At 38.3% G+C, this 15,660-nt stretch carries 12 protein-coding genes; 5 read left to right on the forward strand and 7 right to left on the reverse strand.

The window, feature by feature from the left end; translation table 11 throughout:
* Positions 1–13 precede the first annotated feature (13 nt).
* From AC5YGB_RS08310 to AC5YGB_RS08335, 6 genes are all read right to left on the reverse strand, one after another.
* The gene (locus AC5YGB_RS08310) at positions 14–598 is read right to left on the reverse strand and encodes a sarcosine oxidase subunit gamma family protein (protein WP_496137226.1); all 585 of its coding nucleotides are present in this window, start codon (positions 596–598) and stop codon (positions 14–16) included.
* Positions 591–3,629 carry a glycine cleavage T C-terminal barrel domain-containing protein gene (locus AC5YGB_RS08315; protein WP_496137227.1) on the reverse strand — a complete coding sequence of 1,013 codons (3,039 nt, stop codon included), beginning with the start codon at positions 3,627–3,629 and terminating at the stop codon, positions 591–593. Before AC5YGB_RS08315 ends, AC5YGB_RS08310 begins: the two co-directional genes overlap by 8 nt.
* Positions 3,626–3,910, reverse strand: coding sequence for a sarcosine oxidase subunit delta (locus AC5YGB_RS08320; RefSeq protein ID WP_496137228.1), 285 nt, complete (start codon positions 3,908–3,910; stop codon positions 3,626–3,628). The genes AC5YGB_RS08315 and AC5YGB_RS08320 overlap by 4 nt, the downstream gene beginning before the upstream one ends.
* 19 nt (positions 3,911–3,929) lie before the next feature.
* Positions 3,930–5,180 carry a sarcosine oxidase subunit beta family protein gene (locus AC5YGB_RS08325; protein WP_496137229.1) on the reverse strand — a complete coding sequence of 417 codons (1,251 nt, stop codon included), beginning with the start codon at positions 5,178–5,180 and terminating at the stop codon, positions 3,930–3,932.
* Between the two features lie 22 nt (positions 5,181–5,202).
* Complete coding sequence (locus tag AC5YGB_RS08330; RefSeq protein ID WP_496137230.1) at positions 5,203–6,309, reverse strand: 2Fe-2S iron-sulfur cluster-binding protein; 1,107 nt, start codon at positions 6,307–6,309, stop codon at positions 5,203–5,205.
* A gap of 218 nt (positions 6,310–6,527) precedes the next feature.
* On the reverse strand, positions 6,528–7,424 hold the full coding sequence (locus AC5YGB_RS08335; protein ID WP_496137231.1) for an EamA family transporter: 897 nt from the start codon (positions 7,422–7,424) through the stop codon (positions 6,528–6,530).
* Positions 7,425–7,582: 158 nt separating this feature from the next.
* Here AC5YGB_RS08335 and AC5YGB_RS08340 point away from each other — a divergent pair, with 158 nt between their 5' ends.
* The 5 genes from AC5YGB_RS08340 (at position 7,583) to cysQ (ending at position 15,133) form a co-directional block, all read left to right on the forward strand.
* Positions 7,583–11,206 carry a hydantoinase B/oxoprolinase family protein gene (locus AC5YGB_RS08340; protein ID WP_496137232.1) on the forward strand — a complete coding sequence of 1,208 codons (3,624 nt, stop codon included), beginning with the start codon at positions 7,583–7,585 and terminating at the stop codon, positions 11,204–11,206.
* 41 nt (positions 11,207–11,247) lie between these two features.
* Positions 11,248–12,111: a DUF1989 domain-containing protein gene (locus tag AC5YGB_RS08345; RefSeq protein WP_496137233.1), complete on the forward strand. Its 864-nt coding sequence runs from the start codon at positions 11,248–11,250 to the stop codon at positions 12,109–12,111.
* Positions 12,112–12,141: 30 nt separating this feature from the next.
* The gene (locus tag AC5YGB_RS08350; protein ID WP_020028683.1) at positions 12,142–13,008 is read left to right on the forward strand and encodes a DMT family transporter; all 867 of its coding nucleotides are present in this window, start codon (positions 12,142–12,144) and stop codon (positions 13,006–13,008) included.
* Between the two features lie 131 nt (positions 13,009–13,139).
* Complete coding sequence (locus AC5YGB_RS08355; protein WP_496137234.1) at positions 13,140–14,345, forward strand: M24 family metallopeptidase; 1,206 nt, start codon at positions 13,140–13,142, stop codon at positions 14,343–14,345.
* Between the two features lie 17 nt (positions 14,346–14,362).
* The gene (gene cysQ, locus AC5YGB_RS08360) at positions 14,363–15,133 is read left to right on the forward strand and encodes a 3'(2'),5'-bisphosphate nucleotidase CysQ (protein WP_496137235.1); all 771 of its coding nucleotides are present in this window, start codon (positions 14,363–14,365) and stop codon (positions 15,131–15,133) included.
* A 6-nt stretch (positions 15,134–15,139) separates the two neighbouring features.
* On the opposite strand, the gene AC5YGB_RS08365 is transcribed toward cysQ, so the two are convergent.
* Positions 15,140–15,658 (reverse strand): ACT domain-containing protein, encoded by a 519-nt coding sequence (locus AC5YGB_RS08365; protein WP_496137236.1) that lies wholly within the window; start codon positions 15,656–15,658, stop codon positions 15,140–15,142.
* Positions 15,659–15,660 lie beyond the last annotated feature (2 nt).

The raw sequence follows: 15,660 nt of genomic DNA on the forward strand, positions 1-15,660 counted from the left end.
GCAATATAACTGCTTATAACCTTTTTGCACTATCCTTTAGTAGCCCCGCAACATAATGTGAAAAGGAGTGTCTCACCATCATAAATAAACTTTTTTTATAACGATAAACAAACACAGGGGCCTGGCCAAAAGTAGTTGAAACAGCCTTTCCATCCTTAAGAGAGCCTTCAATATCATAGCTCATCCATCTAGCTAATAGATTGTGAGTTTGATCTCCAATAAACTCAAGTATTCCATAAGCTCCAGAATTATCACTTATTGAAATACCCTTAGGAAGTGATGATAACTTTTCTTCTATTTCTATCTTATGGTTTCGCGATAACAAAACCCAAAATTCATCGGGGCTAACCCAAAAACATTTCGAATCATTATCGCCAGAAGTTATCTCAAGCGCTCCAGGAAGCTTAAGATTAAAGATATCTTTTGCCACCTTAGTATTATTTTTTGAACTTGCAGATGTTCTTAGAACAATCAAAGAGTGTCCAGTTACTTCCTGAGAGATAAGATTTTTCTGATTGATTAGAAAACCATCAGCATCTGTAACAGGATCAAAAGTGGATCTAAATATGGGTTCAATTTTATTTTTAGAATCACTCATTTCCATCCACCTTTTCACCTTTAGCATCATAAAAGACGCTGCTAGAAACTTCACAAGGTATCTCTTTCAATCCTTGTTTCTCTTGAACAATTTTCACCAAAACTGTTTCAGTTATCTTAGAAAGCCCGCCCTTCAGTTGAGCAAGCGCAATAGACCTTCCTAAAGATGAACTGTAATAGCTTGAGGTTACATAACCGATAGAGACCCCTTTATTACTAATAATATGAGACCCTTCAGGTAACACGACCTGGGCATCTTTTGTTAATAGCCCTACTAATTGAAGCCTATCATTTGAATTCAATGCAGCAATACTAAAAGAGCGTTGACCAATATATGAAAATGACTTATCTTTTGCAAGAATCCAGCTCATATTCACATCCATAGGTGTCATTGAACCATCTGTATCTTGACCAACAATAATATAGCCTTTTTCTGCACGAAGCACATGCATTGATTCAGTACCATAAGGCGTTATATTCCAAGACTTCCCTGCTAGTGCAACTTGATCCCAAATGAAGCGACCATAGTTGGCTTCAATATTGATTTCATAAGCCAGTTCCCCTGAAAAACTAATTCTCATAATTCTTGCGTTGACTCCGCATACAGTTCCAGGACGCCACTGCATGAACTTAAAACTTTCTTTATTAAAGTCAACATCTTCACACAATACTTCCATTAATTTGCGGGCATTTGGCCCCACTACTGCGACCGTTGAAAATTGATCTGTGACACTATTGAGATGAACATCCAAGTCACTCCATTCAGTTTGAAGCCACATTTCTAGAGTGGAGTAAACACTCGCTGCACCGCCTGTTGTCGTGGTCATAATAAAATGATTATCATTAATACAGGCTGATACACCATCATCAATAATCATTCCTTTTTCATTACACATTAAGCCGTAACGACAACTTCCAGGAGCAAGTTTCATCCAGGCATTGGTATACACTCTCGATAAAAATTCTCTTGCATCTTTTCCTTGGACATCAATTTTTCCAAGCGTTGATGCGTCCATCATGCCTAGAGAGTTTCGAACAGATCTACACTCTCGGTTGACAGCTTGATGCATATCTTCCCCTTCCATTGGATAAAACCAAGGTCGGAACCATTGACCAACTAACTCAAACTCAGCGCCACTCTCCACGTGGGAGTTGTGAATCGTTGTATATCTTTGTGGGTCAAAAAAATCACCTACTTCTCGGCCTGCCATCGCACCAAAATCAACTCCAGTGTATGCTGGTCTAAATGTCGTAGTTCCAACATCTGACATTGGAACATCTAAGAATTCAGCTGCTACAGCGATTCCATTAATATTTCCAGTTTTACCTTGGTCAGTACCAAAACCCATTGCTGTATAACGCTTAATATGCTCGATAGACTGATAGCCCTCTCTAATTGCAAGCGCAACATCCAAAGTAGTGACGTCATTTTGCATATCAATAAACACTTTAGGCTTATTAAGGATTTCACTTGGAGTAAAGAATCGATCAACCTTGTAATAGTTTGAGCACTCCTTAGTAAGTGGTTGAATAATGGCCTTTTTAACTTCACCCATAGACTCCAGGGACTGTTGCGCTTTATTTTTAGCATCTAAAATGGCATCCTTCCAATACCCAACAGAATTTACAGCACCGCAAACTTTTCTACTCTTTCTCTCTTTTTGAGGCAAGAATGATTGGGAATACTCATCAAAATAAGTCTTACCACCACAATGACAGTCCAAGTGCACAACAGGATTAAACCCGCCTGACGTAGCTAATAAGTCACATTCTAGTGTTTGTGTATCTTTGGTAAGCCTCCATTGGGATTGCCAATGAGGCGGCTTAGATTGTAATTCAACTTTTGAAATTTCAACACCTTTAATGCTGCTTGCTCCATTCGCCTTTCTAATTGCAAAGCCTTGAAGAATGTCGATACTTGAATTCTTAGCGTTGAGAACAATTTCACTTTCACCACCAGGAGCTCTTACATCAATCACTTTACAATCAATATTGTTATTATTTAGACTGATTGCAGTGCTATAAATACTGTCATTGTTTCCATACAAAATAACCTTTCTACCTGAGACCACACTAAACTCTTCAATGTAACGTCTAACAGACTGACTTAGCATAATATTGGCCAAGTCGTTGGTTTCAAAAAGCATTGGTCGCTCATGGGCTCCGGTAGCTAAAATAACCTCTTTTGCTCTAATCTTATGTAGAACTTTTCTTGCTGATCGAACACCATCTTTTAAAGTAGATTGACCCGTAGCATTGGTTTGTAAAATTTCAATATAGTTATGATCATACCAAGCATAAGCAGTCGCTGATGTGAGGATTTTAAGACGACTATTATCTTCATTCTTAAACTTCAATAGACTATTAATGCTTTCTTCATGCCAGTCGTATGATGATTCATCAGTTGAAAACTCACTCAGCAATTCTCCGCCCAAACTCTCTCTTTCGTCAACCAAAATCACCCTAGCATTTTTTGAGTGGTTTAGGATCTCTAATGCTGCTGTTATGCCAGATACTCCGCCGCCAACGATAAGAACCTCAGTATGCTGAAATACATGATCATACACATCCTCATCTACTTCAGTAGGAGCTTTAGAAAACCCAGATAAGGATCTCAAGCTATCTTCTACCAAAGACCAAACTCTTTGTTTAATAAATGTCTTGTAGTAAAAGCCCGCTGGCATAAAACGATGCAGTGGCTTAATCATAGCGCGAAAATCAAATGAATTTGGATTGCTGGAACTAACAGCACTCAAACCATTATAAAGCATCACCTCAGTAGCCTTCATATTGGGAGTATATCTTCCCCCTATCTCGAGAGAAACTAAGGCATTTGGCTCTTCAACTCCTGCCCCCATCAATCCACGTTTTCGGCCATACTTAAAGCTTCTTGCATAGAAGAGGACGTTGTTTGCAATAAGCGCTGAAGCTAGCGTATCCCCATGAAAACCCTTGTAGGATTTATTATTAAATATAAAACTCAGTGGCTTTGAATAATCTATGAGACTGCTTTTGTGATTATCTAGTCTCATGATATGTTCTCACTGTTAATCTCTCCAAAAGTCGACACCTGGATGACTTCATGACTAATGGTTGATCTTTTGACTAATAAGTATTTTCGACAACCAGCCGTATGAACCCATTGCTCCCAGTGGTCACCCTTATGATTTGTTCGATAAAATACATAATCAGCCCACTGTTCATCAGTCAATGCCTCAGGGTTTTGAGGTCTTGCAATGAAAGCTTCCCCTGCAGGCGCAAATTCATTCTGATCTCTTGATTCTTTACAGTATGGACAATCTATCGAAAACATAATATTACCTTTTACTAAACTAGTGGGCTACGCCTGCGGCGCCATGCTCATCTATAAGAGCGCCAGTTGTGAAGCGATCAATGTGAAATGGAACTGCCAATTCATGTTGCTTGTCTTGTGCAATAGTATGCGCAAAAACATTACCTGAACCAGGTGTCGCCTTAAAGCCGCCCGTTCCCCAGCCGCAATTAAAGTAGAGACCTTGAACTTTAGTTGGGCTAATCACTGGACAGGCATCAGGACAGACATCAACAATACCGCCCCATTGTCGATTCATGCGAACGCGAGAAAAAATTGGAAACAACTCCAGTATTGCCGCTGCACAGTGCTCTACTATTTTGGCGCTACCTCTTTGAGCATAAGAGTTATAGCCATCTATTCCAGCACCAATTACTAAATCCCCCTTATCACTCTGACTGACATATCCATGAACAGCGTTGGACATTACAACCGTATGGAGAATAGGCTTCATTGCCTCAGATACAAACGCTTGCAAAGGATGACTCTCAACTGGCAGTCTTAATCCGGCCATTTTTGCTATCACTGAAGAGTGTCCTGCGCTGACGCATCCAATTTGATCTGCAAAAATATCTCCTCGCGTGGTTTTTACACCTTTCACTCTACCCTCTTCAACTTCAATATCAATGACTTCACAATTTTGAATAATATCGACACCTAAGTTTGAGGCTGCTCGAGCAAAACCCCATGCTACGCCATCATGTCGAGCCACACCAGCACGCGCCTGGAATGAAGCACCCATAATTGGATACCTGACATTTTTGGAGGTATTGATAATCGGAATTTGTTCTTTAATCTCTTTATGGTCAACAACGACAGCATCAACGCCATTAAGTACATTGGCATTTACTCTTCGTTCAATATCCCTCATGTCCTGAAGGGTGTGTCCAAGATTGTAGACTCCTCTTTGACTGAACATGACATTAAAATTTAAATCTTCACTTAGCCCTTCCCATAGCCTCATTGAGTGCTCATACAGACTAGACGCTTCATCTCTGAGATAGTTTGACCTAATAATTGTAGTATTTCTACCGGTATTTCCACCGCCAATATATCCCTTTTCAACAACTGCAACATTAGTAATCCCGCATTCCTTCGCTAAATAGTAAGCTGTAGCAAGACCATGACCTCCTCCACCAATAATAATGACGTCATACTTCGACTTTGGCTTACATAGTGGAATTGCTTTATCCCACTCTTGGTTGGACAAGCCTGCTTTCAACAAGGAATACCACGAATATTTTTTTTGCATAACTTTAACTCAACTAATAAATCTATAAATCCAGAACAATATCACTGGTTGGGTAAGAGCAACAAGTCAGTATGTATCCTTCTTTTTCATGTGACTTTAAAAGCCCACCTTGAGCATCCATCTCAACTGTCCCATCAAGCATTTTAGTTCTGCATGTTCCGCACAAACCCTGAGAGCATGCAAATGGGACTGTAATTCCCTGTTTTTGGATTGAAACCAAAATACTTGTATTACTTCCACATTGCAAAACTTCACCACTCTTTGACAGGGTGACATTATATTCATTTATTTCACTTTCTGAAACTTTATGCTCGGGCAAATCTGCATCAATAGCCATGTTATTTTGAGCAGTTGAACTCTCAATATCAAAACTTTCTTGATGGTATAGACTCATATCATAATCACAAGAGTTAAGAATTTTCTTAACGTTTTGCATATAAGGTTCTGGTCCACAACAATAGATTTCTCGTTCTGTGAAATCAGGCACCAGATCAACCATCATCTCTTCACTAAGATAGCCACTCGCACCATCCCAAGTTTCACTAGCGACATCGCATACATAGTGCCTCTTAAAATTATCCTGAGTTGACTCGTAATAATCGAGCTCTGCTTTTGCAATCAAATCGTTTTCAGATTGAGCGTTATGAATAAAAACCAAATCAAGATCCATTGAAAGGTCAAAAAAGTATCTCGACATAGAAAGCATCGGCGTAATTCCACTTCCACCTGATAAAAGTAAAATTTTTGGCTTTGGTTGATCAAGGGCTACACTAAATGACCCGCCAATATCAAGTGCCTCAACGCAATCACCTACTTTAAGGCTGTCATGCATCCAGTTTGTCACCACGCCATCTTGCATTCTTTTATTGGTGATAGTAATTGTATTTGGCTTTGTAGGGCTTGATGCAATCGTATAAGTGCGCATGACATCCTTACCATCAATATTCAAAAAAAGAGTTGTATGTTGTCCAGGAAAAAACTGAAACCAAGCGTCTTTCTTTGATTTGAAAGTAAAGCTTTTTACATTATGAGTCTCATCTTTAATATGAATACACTCGAGTGGTGAAACGTCACCAGTCCAACGCTCAAGGTTATCAAAATTAATATCAGGAAAAACTAGCTCTTTCATTTAATTTAATTTAATTGTAAGAAGTCAATTGTAGCATTAGAGTTGATAAATAAATAAATTAACAAAGACAATGATAGGTAATTATTTATTACAAAAAATGAAACTATATCCAATCTAACGTGTCAGTGCTGATTTGCTAAAAAGGAGGAATTTTAGCAATAAAGATTGGCTAAAGCAATCTTTCAAATAAAACAAAAAAATAAATATATTACAAGAGCTTATGGCATTGGAATAACGTGCTTTTTTCTGGCATATATCCCTTGAAGAATAATGGCCAAGATAATTGCCATTCCACCTATTAAGGTATTTCTAGTTGGAACTTCATTAATGCCTATAACTGGAAGCCAAGCCCAAAAAATACCTAGCACGACTTCAAGGAGTGAAAGCATTACTAATTCACCACTAGGTAGGTATTTTGCACCAAGTCCATAGAGTATTAATCCACAGCCAACTACTAATCCATGGGACATGCTGATTCCAATATTGATAGTTGGCATCTCAAAACCACTACCATTAATGAGAATTAGGATAGTTGCCCATAGCATGCACCAAAAGCCAGCAAGAGCGGGTGTCAATAACTTCGGTACTTCGGGATTTTTTCTTAGTGTTATTGTGTATATAGCAAAACCTAAAGCTACAAAGAATCCATAAATAGCTCCAATGATAGTAGTTGATTTATCAGAATCCCAAACCATAATTGTGATTCCAGCAGCCACTATTAACATATTTAAAAAGGTGATACGACTTAGTCTCTCTCCTAGAATAACAAACCCCAAAAATGCTGACAAAACGGGTGACAATGCAAGCATTAATAAAGTGATTGCAACTGTAGTAGTAGTTAGTGCATAAATCCAACCAAAGAAAGTGACCGACATGACGAGACTACCCACTAAGCTCCATGAATCAATCCGTTTAAATGTTTGAAAAAAGTGTCGACCCTCTCTGAGCAAAACGAATATGAGTATGACTGAGGTAATGGCCAGACCCCTGTAAAGCAAATACTGAAGCCTAAAGCTCTCAGCATCTTCAAGTAATCTTACTAGTGGTGCACCAAAGCTCCAAATTATGCCGCTAATAACGACCAAGCTAAAGCCAAGTAAATAATTGTTGTTCATCCTATTGCCCCCTTGAAATATCTGGATAGAACTTTTTTGCATTTTGTTCCTAAAACTACCTCATGTCAATCATTTTTTTAAGCGCTCTAGTCATGCTAACTTATATCTATTTATTTGCATATATAATTTAGTTCAGACTTATAAGTAAATAAATTTTGATGGTAACTAATGAAAGACCTAAGTGGCAGTTCTGGATTGATAGAGGGGGAACCTTTACAGACATTATTGGTAGAAGTCCAGAGGGGCAAATTTCAACGCGCAAACTACTTTCTGAAAATTCAGCTCAATACAAGGATGCAGCGATACAAGGCATAAGAAACCTATTAAACTTAAAAGATGCAGATAGCGTTCCGATTGATCAGATTGACTCAATAAAAATGGGGACAACAGTTGCAACTAATGCTCTGTTAGAGAGAGAAGGTGAGAAAACTTTATTAGCGATCACTTCAGGCTTTTCAGATATCTTAAGGATTGGCTATCAACAAAGACCCCAATTATTTTCACTGGATATCCAGCTTCCTGACATGCTCTATTCGGAGATTGTTGAGATTGAAGAAAGAGTCGATATCAACGGAAAAATAATTAAAAAACTTGATCTAATTAATACAAAAAAATTACTAAAAATTGCTTTTGATCAAGGATTTAATTCGATAGCAATTGTTTTGATGCATGGTTATAGACACCAAGGCCATGAACAACAAGTTGCTGCAATTGCTAAAAAAATTGGGTTTGTACAGATCTCAGTTAGCCACAAAGTCAGCCCACTCATGAAAATGATTCCAAGAGGAGACACGACAGTCGTTGATGCATACTTATCACCAATTTTGCGTCGCTATGTCAATCAGGTCAAAGATGCACTTGGCCCAACTCAAAGCGACTATGGAAAATTAATGTTTATGCAGTCCAATGGAGGTTTGACGGATGCAAACTATTTTCAAGGCAAGGATGCCATACTCTCAGGACCAGCTGGTGGAGTCGTTGGCATGGTCAAAACTGGGGAAAAGATTGGTCTCAATAAGCTCATCGGTTTTGATATGGGTGGAACATCCACTGATGTTTGCCACTTTAATGGAGAATATGAAAGAACTCTTGAGACTGAAGTAGCTGGCGTAAGGCTTCGCTCACCAATGATGTTAATAAATACAGTAGCTGCAGGTGGGGGATCAATTCTTCATTTTGATGGCTCAAGATATCGAGTAGGACCTGATTCTGCAGGAGCATTTCCCGGCCCAGCTTGTTATCGCAATGGGGGTCCTCTTACTGTTACAGATTGCAATGTGATGCTAGGTAAATTAAATCCAGAATTTTTTCCTAAAGTCTTTGGACCCAAAGCCAATCAAAAACTTGACTTCAGTATTGTTGATAAAAAATTTACAGACCTTGCTAAAGAAATCTCCTTAAAAACTAAAAAAACAGTCCATCCGTCTGCTGTTGCAGAAGGATTTTTATCAATCGCTGTTGAGAGCATGTCCAACGCTATAAAAAAAATATCAGTACAACGCGGGTATGATGTCAGCGACTATGCCCTATCTTGTTTTGGTGGTGCTGGCGGACAACACGCATGCTTAGTTGCAGATAGATTAGGTATAAAAAAAATCCATCTTCATCCTTATGCAGGCGTTTTGTCTGCTTACGGTATTGGACTTGCCGATAGTCGAACTATCTATGATTTAACTGTTGAATTGCCTCTTGGAAATAGTGCAATTGATGACCTTTCAAAGAATTTCAAAAGGCTTCATGTCAAGGGTAAGAAAGATTTAATCTCACAAAACCTCAATAAAAGCTTATTTCTTTATACTGATCGAGTCTATCTCCGCTATAAGGATTCTGACACGTCATTAGCTGTTCCATTTGAAGATGTTGAGGGAATGAAACATTGTTTCGAGAGAACACATAGAACAAGGTTTGGCTTTATTTCACCCGAAAAGATTGTCATCATTGAATCAATCCAGTCAGAGGTTTCGTGTCAAAGTGAGCAATTTGAGTCAACTAAAATTATCTCTGATAAGCTAAAAACTAAACCTCTTAAAACCCAAGATGTATTTATCAATGGAAAACTTGAAAAGACTATTTTTTATCATCGGGACAATATTAAACCCAATGAAAAACTTTCTGGTCCAGCTGTAATCATCGAACCAACCTCAACTATCGTAGTTGAGCCAGGATGGGATGCAACTCTTAGAGATAGTAATGATTTACTTTTAACTCGAACTCAAAAAATCATAAGGTCAAGTGCTATTGGAACAAGTGTAGACCCCATCATGTTAGAAATATTTAACAATTTATTTATGAGTGTTGCAGAACAAATGGGTATGGTTCTTGAGAATACAGCCTCTTCTGTTAATATAAAGGAGCGTCTAGATTTTTCATGTGCATTATTCTCCCCAACCGGAGATCTTGTAGCAAATGCACCCCATGTTCCAGTTCATTTAGGTTCAATGAGTGAATCCATTAAGACGATCATTAGAGAAAATTCTGCCACGATGAATCCAGGAGATGCCTTTCTTATTAACGCCCCATATAATGGGGGCACACATTTGCCAGATATTACACTTATAAAGCCAGTATTTGATGACAATAATGAGGACGTAATTTTCTATGTTGCTACAAGAGGTCACCATGCAGATATTGGAGGAACAGTTCCTGGCTCTGCTCCAGCAAACTCGACTCATGTTAAAGAGGAGGGGGTACTAATTGACAACTTCACCATAGTCGCTCAGGGTGTATTTCTTGAAAAGGAAATATACAAATTATTAAGCTCAGGTGAACACCCTGCTAGAAATATTAAACAAAATATTGCTGATTTAAAAGCTCAAGTTGCAGCTGCAGAAAAAGGGTCTCAAGAACTAATGAAAATAATCAAGCACTATGGCCTGGAAGTTGTTCACGCATACATGAGCCATGTTCAAGATAACGCTGAGGAATCTGTTCGAAGAGTTTTAGATGTATTAAGTGATTCAAGCTTTACATATAAGATGGATGATGGTCATCAAGTCACAGTCTCAATAAGCGTCAACAAACTAAATCGTTCTGCAACCATTGACTTCACTGGCACAAGTGGTCAACACCCAGGAAATTATAACGCTCCAAGTTCAATTTGTTACGCTGCAGTCTTATATGTTTTCCGTTGCCTAGTTGATGACGATATCCCTCTTAATGCTGGATGCCTAAAACCTTTAAATTTAATCATACCCAAACATTCAATGATCAACCCCCAATACCCAGCAGCTGTATTTTCTGGGAATGTTGAAACTTCGCAATACATTGTTGATGCTTTGCTCGGAGCTCTAGGAGAATTTGCAGCATCACAAGGGACGATGAATAATTATATTTGGGGCAACGATAAAGTCCAAAACTATGAAACCATTTGTGGTGGTTCTGGAGCCAGTTCAAACCAACCTGGTTGCAGTGCGGTTCATACCCACATGACAAATTCAAGGCTGACTGATCCAGAGGTTTTAGAGTGGCGCTTCCCAGTCAAACTTGAGTCATTTAGCATCAGAAAAAATTCTGGTGGAAAAGGTCTTAATAGAGGGGGAGATGGAGTGGATAGAAGGATGCGGTTCCTGGAGCCAATGACAGTGAATATTATTGCGGGCCATAGGAAAATTCCGCCCTACGGAGTGTCTGGAGGTGAGTCAGGTGCCGTTGGAGAAAATTACGTTATTCACTCAGATGAAAGTATCACAAAATTAGGCACTAAAGGTCAGGTAGAGGTCGGGAAAAATGATCTTTTTGTTCTAAAAACACCAGGTGGTGGTGGATTTGGAAAAGCACTCTAAAATCAACATAATGGTTATGGTTTTATCAATAGGAGACAACTATGAAAATAATTAATCAAAGTCCAGAGCCAGATGATGCAAAAAGTCGTCGTGGCATTAAACCAGTCATATCTTATCCCATTGACAATCTACCAGCTTATGACGCAAATATTTATCAATCTGCCAGAGAAAATATGCATCTAATAGAGTCAATCATAATTCCTCCAAGAGATGCTAAAACTTTTGAAGTTCCTGCGGGTTGTTTTTTCAGAATTATCAGTGTTGAAGGGCCACAAGTTGGAGATTTAAATTTATGGAACAAACATAATATTAGTGAACGTTTTTTTAGTGGCAAAACGCGTGCACTTTATGGGACGCATTTGAGTACTGGGGATAGACTTTATTCGAATCTTCCTTTTTTAAGGCCGATGGCTACCATTACCCATGACACTCTAGACTGGTATGGCTATGATGAGGATGGTGGAAGCGTTCATGATGTAATTGGAACAAGGTGTGACCCCTATACACACGTCGCTTTAAATAACAAAGAGTATCACTACTGTTGTCACTCAAATCTATGCAGAGCACTCTCAAATCAGCAACAAAAGCCAATTTCTCAAATAGAGGATAACGTTCATGACGTACTAAATGTTTTTATGTGCACCGGATTTACAAAAAATACTCACCAGTACTTCATGAAAGCAAGCCCTGTAAGGCCAGATGATTTCATAGAATTCTTTGCTGAAATTGATCTTTTGGGAGGATTGTCATCTTGTCCTGGTGGCGATTGTAGTTCCAGCCATTCAAGCGATGAGGCGAATTGCTATCCTCTAAAGGTGGAGATTTTCAAACCATCAGCTGACTCCTTGAAACAATGGACTCCTCCCAAAATAAATAATTACTCAAGAGGGCATGGCTACAGTTAAAATTCAACTTTAATATCTGGGTCAACAAAAATGGATAACTTAAAGGGCATCCTATTTATGATTCTCGCGATGGCAGGTTTTGCATTTGAGGATCTTTTTATTAAAATGCTCTCAACTTATTTTCCAATATCAGAAGTAATAATAATCCTTGGGTTTACTGGGACAGTTGTATTCCTAATTATTGCACTTCTGCAGCGTGCGCCAATTATTCATAAAGATCTATTAAACAAACATGTAATAATTCGAACAATTTGTGAGCTTTTAGGAGCAGTTTTTTTTGTTACAGCAATTGCTTTAACGCCTCTTTCATCTGCCACAGCAATTCTACAAATAGCGCCATTATTAGTAACAATTGGTGCTGTAATATTTTTTAAAGAAAAAGTAGGTTGGAGACGCTGGACGGCAGTATTTATTGGCTTTATAGGTGTATTATTGATTGTCCGTCCTGGCTTTGAAGGGTTTATGCCAGCATCAATATTTGCATTACTTGGATCCGTATTTTTAGCAGCTCGCGATCTAGCAACTCGCGCTATGCAAGTTAAACTTCCTTCGGTAACAATTGCATTGTATGCCTTCATAGCTTTTGGAATCTCAGGTATTCTAATTATTCCATTTAACTCACCAATGGTAATTCCTACATCTAATCAAATTCTATATTTTATTGGCGCATCTGCCTTTGGTGTAATTGCTTATTACTCACTTGTTATCTCTTCAAGAATTGGTGAAATGTCAGTTATATCTCCGTTTAGATATTCAAGAATAGTTTTTGCTATGTTGCTTGCAATTATCATTCTTGAGGAGAATCCAGATAGCTTAACCATAATTGGAGCTTCAATTGTAGTAGTCTCAGGACTTTATACATTCGTCCGTGAAACTGTTTTAAAAAAATCACAATAAATTAGAATGTTTTAAAAATATAAGGCATATCTTCATTTTTAAAAACTTAAAATATTTTGTTTGAAAAAAGCTTGCTATACTTGTCAATATTGTCTAACATCCGCTCAAATTAAATATATCCAGGATTTGCTATGAACATGCCCAGAACGATTCTTATTCCAAATGGTGATAATATCACCCATACATTTAGTGATCAAGAATACTTAGATAGGCAAAAAAAACTAAAAGATCATATGGCTCAATGCAATATTGAGACTATTATTTTTACCTCTATCCATGGCATTAATTACTATAGTGATTTTCTTTACTGTTCGTTTGGTAGGCCTTATGCACTTGTAGTAACTCAAGACAAAGTGACATCTGTTACTGCTAATATTGATGGCGGTCAACCTTTTAGACGTACCTTTGGTGAAAATCTGGTCTACACCGATTGGCAAAAAGACAGCTTCTTTCATGCCCTACAGAAGCTTGTCAAAAATACTGGAAAAATTGGTATTGAATATGACCACATAACCAAAGAACGTTTAGATAAACTTGGCGCAGCATTCGACCAAGCAGACTTTGTTGATATTTCCGTTGACTGTATGAAGATGCGTTCAATTAAATCAGATGAGGAAATCGCACACATCATCCAGGGAGCAAATGTTTGTGATATTGGTGGTGCTGCATTAGTTGAAGCAATTAAAGAAGGAGCTCCTGAGCATGAAGTTGCACTTCACTCCACACAAGCCATGGTTAGAGAAATTGCAAAGCGCTATCCGCATTCAGAGCTAATGGATACTTGGACGTGGTTTCAATCTGGAATCAATACTGATGGTGCACATAATCCAGTCACCACAAGACAAGTTCAGAAAGGAGATATCTTAAGTCTTAACTGTTTTTCAATGATTGCTGGCTATTATGTTGCGCTAGAAAGAACCTTGTTTTATGATCATGTTGATGATGCATCTTTAAAGCTATGGGAAATAAATGTCAAAGTTCATGAAGAAGGTATGAAACTAATTAAGCCTGGAGTAGCATGCAAGGATATTGCGCTTGAACTGAATAAAATTTTTGAGGAATACGGTTTACTCGAAAGTAGAACTTTTGGCTATGGGCACTCGTTCGGAGTCCTGTCTCATTACTATGGCCGTGAGGCTGGCGTTGAATTAAGAGAGGACATTGATACTGTTTTACAAAAAAATATGGTAGTTTCTATGGAGCCAATGATTATGATTCCAGAGGGTAAGCCAGGAGCAGGAGGTTATAGGGAGCATGACGTAATGGTTCTTACTGAAGATAGTGCTTATGACATTACAAAATTCCCATTTGGCCCAGAGCACAACATTATCACTTAAGCTAAGTGCCTAATCAAATGATGCAGATAGATTATTCGCAATTACTTGAAGAGTTGCGAGAAGTTGCTCGAGACGCTGGTCGTGAGATCATGAGAATCTATGAAAGCTCAATCGAGGTCAACTTCAAAGATGATGGATCTCCAGTTACTCTTGCTGATGAGGCTTCAGAGAATGTCATTCTAGGGAAGTTGAAAGAAATTATTCCTGATATCCCAATCATTTCAGAGGAAAACTCAAGTAGCCATCAAGCAGAGGTTACAGAACAATTTTTCCTAATTGACCCGCTGGATGGAACCAAAGAATTCCTTAAAAAGGATGGGCTTGGATCATTTACAGTCAACATTGGTCTAATAGAAAATAGAATTCCTACTTTAGGAGTTGTCTATGCACCAGCTCTGGATCGGATGTTTTTTGCTTCAAGCGCTACAGGAGCTTTTGAAGAATCAAAAAAAGGTATTCAGAAAATTACAATAAGACCTGTCCCAAATTCTGGCCCTATAGCTGTTGCAAGTGTCTCTCATCGAGATGAATCGACGAATAATTGGCTTAATAGCAATCATATTAAAGATACAATTTCTATTGGATCTTCATTAAAATTTTGTTTAATTGCCTGCGGTGAGGCTGATGTTTATCCTCGATTTGGACCAACTATGGAGTGGGATACAGCTGCTGGAGATGCAGTATTAAGGTCAGCAGGTGGGAAAGTCTTACTACCAAGTGGAGAGTTCTTTAGCTACGGAAAGTCAAACTACAGAAACAGCGCTTTCATTGCCCATGGTAGTTTCTGATTAATTCTAACTTTCATAAGAGTATATTTCGACCATCATCTCATCAGCAATTTGCTCTAGCTTATCTCTGATTAGATTTTCATCAAGCGAGTTGGGCAGGTGAAGATTAATTTGGGCTTTAAAGAGCTGCTCTCCAGACATTGAAGCATCAATTATCTCAGTCTTTAGCTCTTCAACATTAGCTTTCAACTCATCAGCTAAAACATGAGAAAGCTTATTTATAATTCCTACATGGTTTTGGCCAATCAGTTCAATGTTATAACTCATAACGTTGTTAAGTTCATCAACTGGTTTAGTTTCCTCACATGCAATTTGAAGACCTAAAGTGGAAGAGGTCAGTTCTTTTTTTAGTTTTACAGCATTACTTGAGGGCACATTAACTTTAAGAATGCCTGCAAACTTTCCTTCAAAACTCGACATATTACTTTCAATCCAATCACCATTATTTGCAACAATGATTTTGGAAAGGCCGTCAACAAGCCCAGACTTATCGTCTCCTAAAACACTAATCAAAAATGATTTCATAT

Source organism: Candidatus Pseudothioglobus sp. uisw_142 (assembly GCF_059512465.1).

Coding starts and splice junctions, on each gene's coding strand:
- AC5YGB_RS08310 (WP_496137226.1), bottom strand. CDS start 598: ATGAGTGATTCTAAAAATAAAATTGAACCCATATTTAGATCCACTTTT.
- AC5YGB_RS08315 (WP_496137227.1), bottom strand. CDS start 3,629: ATGAGACTAGATAATCACAAAAGCAGTCTCATAGATTATTCAAAGCCA.
- AC5YGB_RS08320 (WP_496137228.1), bottom strand. CDS start 3,910: ATGTTTTCGATAGATTGTCCATACTGTAAAGAATCAAGAGATCAGAAT.
- AC5YGB_RS08325 (WP_496137229.1), bottom strand. CDS start 5,180: ATGCAAAAAAAATATTCGTGGTATTCCTTGTTGAAAGCAGGCTTGTCC.
- AC5YGB_RS08330 (WP_496137230.1), bottom strand. CDS start 6,309: ATGAAAGAGCTAGTTTTTCCTGATATTAATTTTGATAACCTTGAGCGT.
- AC5YGB_RS08335 (WP_496137231.1), bottom strand. CDS start 7,424: ATGAACAACAATTATTTACTTGGCTTTAGCTTGGTCGTTATTAGCGGC.
- AC5YGB_RS08340 (WP_496137232.1), top strand. CDS start 7,583: ATGGTAACTAATGAAAGACCTAAGTGGCAGTTCTGGATTGATAGAGGG.
- AC5YGB_RS08345 (WP_496137233.1), top strand. CDS start 11,248: ATGAAAATAATTAATCAAAGTCCAGAGCCAGATGATGCAAAAAGTCGT.
- AC5YGB_RS08350 (WP_020028683.1), top strand. CDS start 12,142: ATGGATAACTTAAAGGGCATCCTATTTATGATTCTCGCGATGGCAGGT.
- AC5YGB_RS08355 (WP_496137234.1), top strand. CDS start 13,140: ATGAACATGCCCAGAACGATTCTTATTCCAAATGGTGATAATATCACC.
- cysQ (WP_496137235.1), top strand. CDS start 14,363: ATGATGCAGATAGATTATTCGCAATTACTTGAAGAGTTGCGAGAAGTT.
- AC5YGB_RS08365 (WP_496137236.1), bottom strand. CDS start 15,658: ATGAAATCATTTTTGATTAGTGTTTTAGGAGACGATAAGTCTGGGCTT.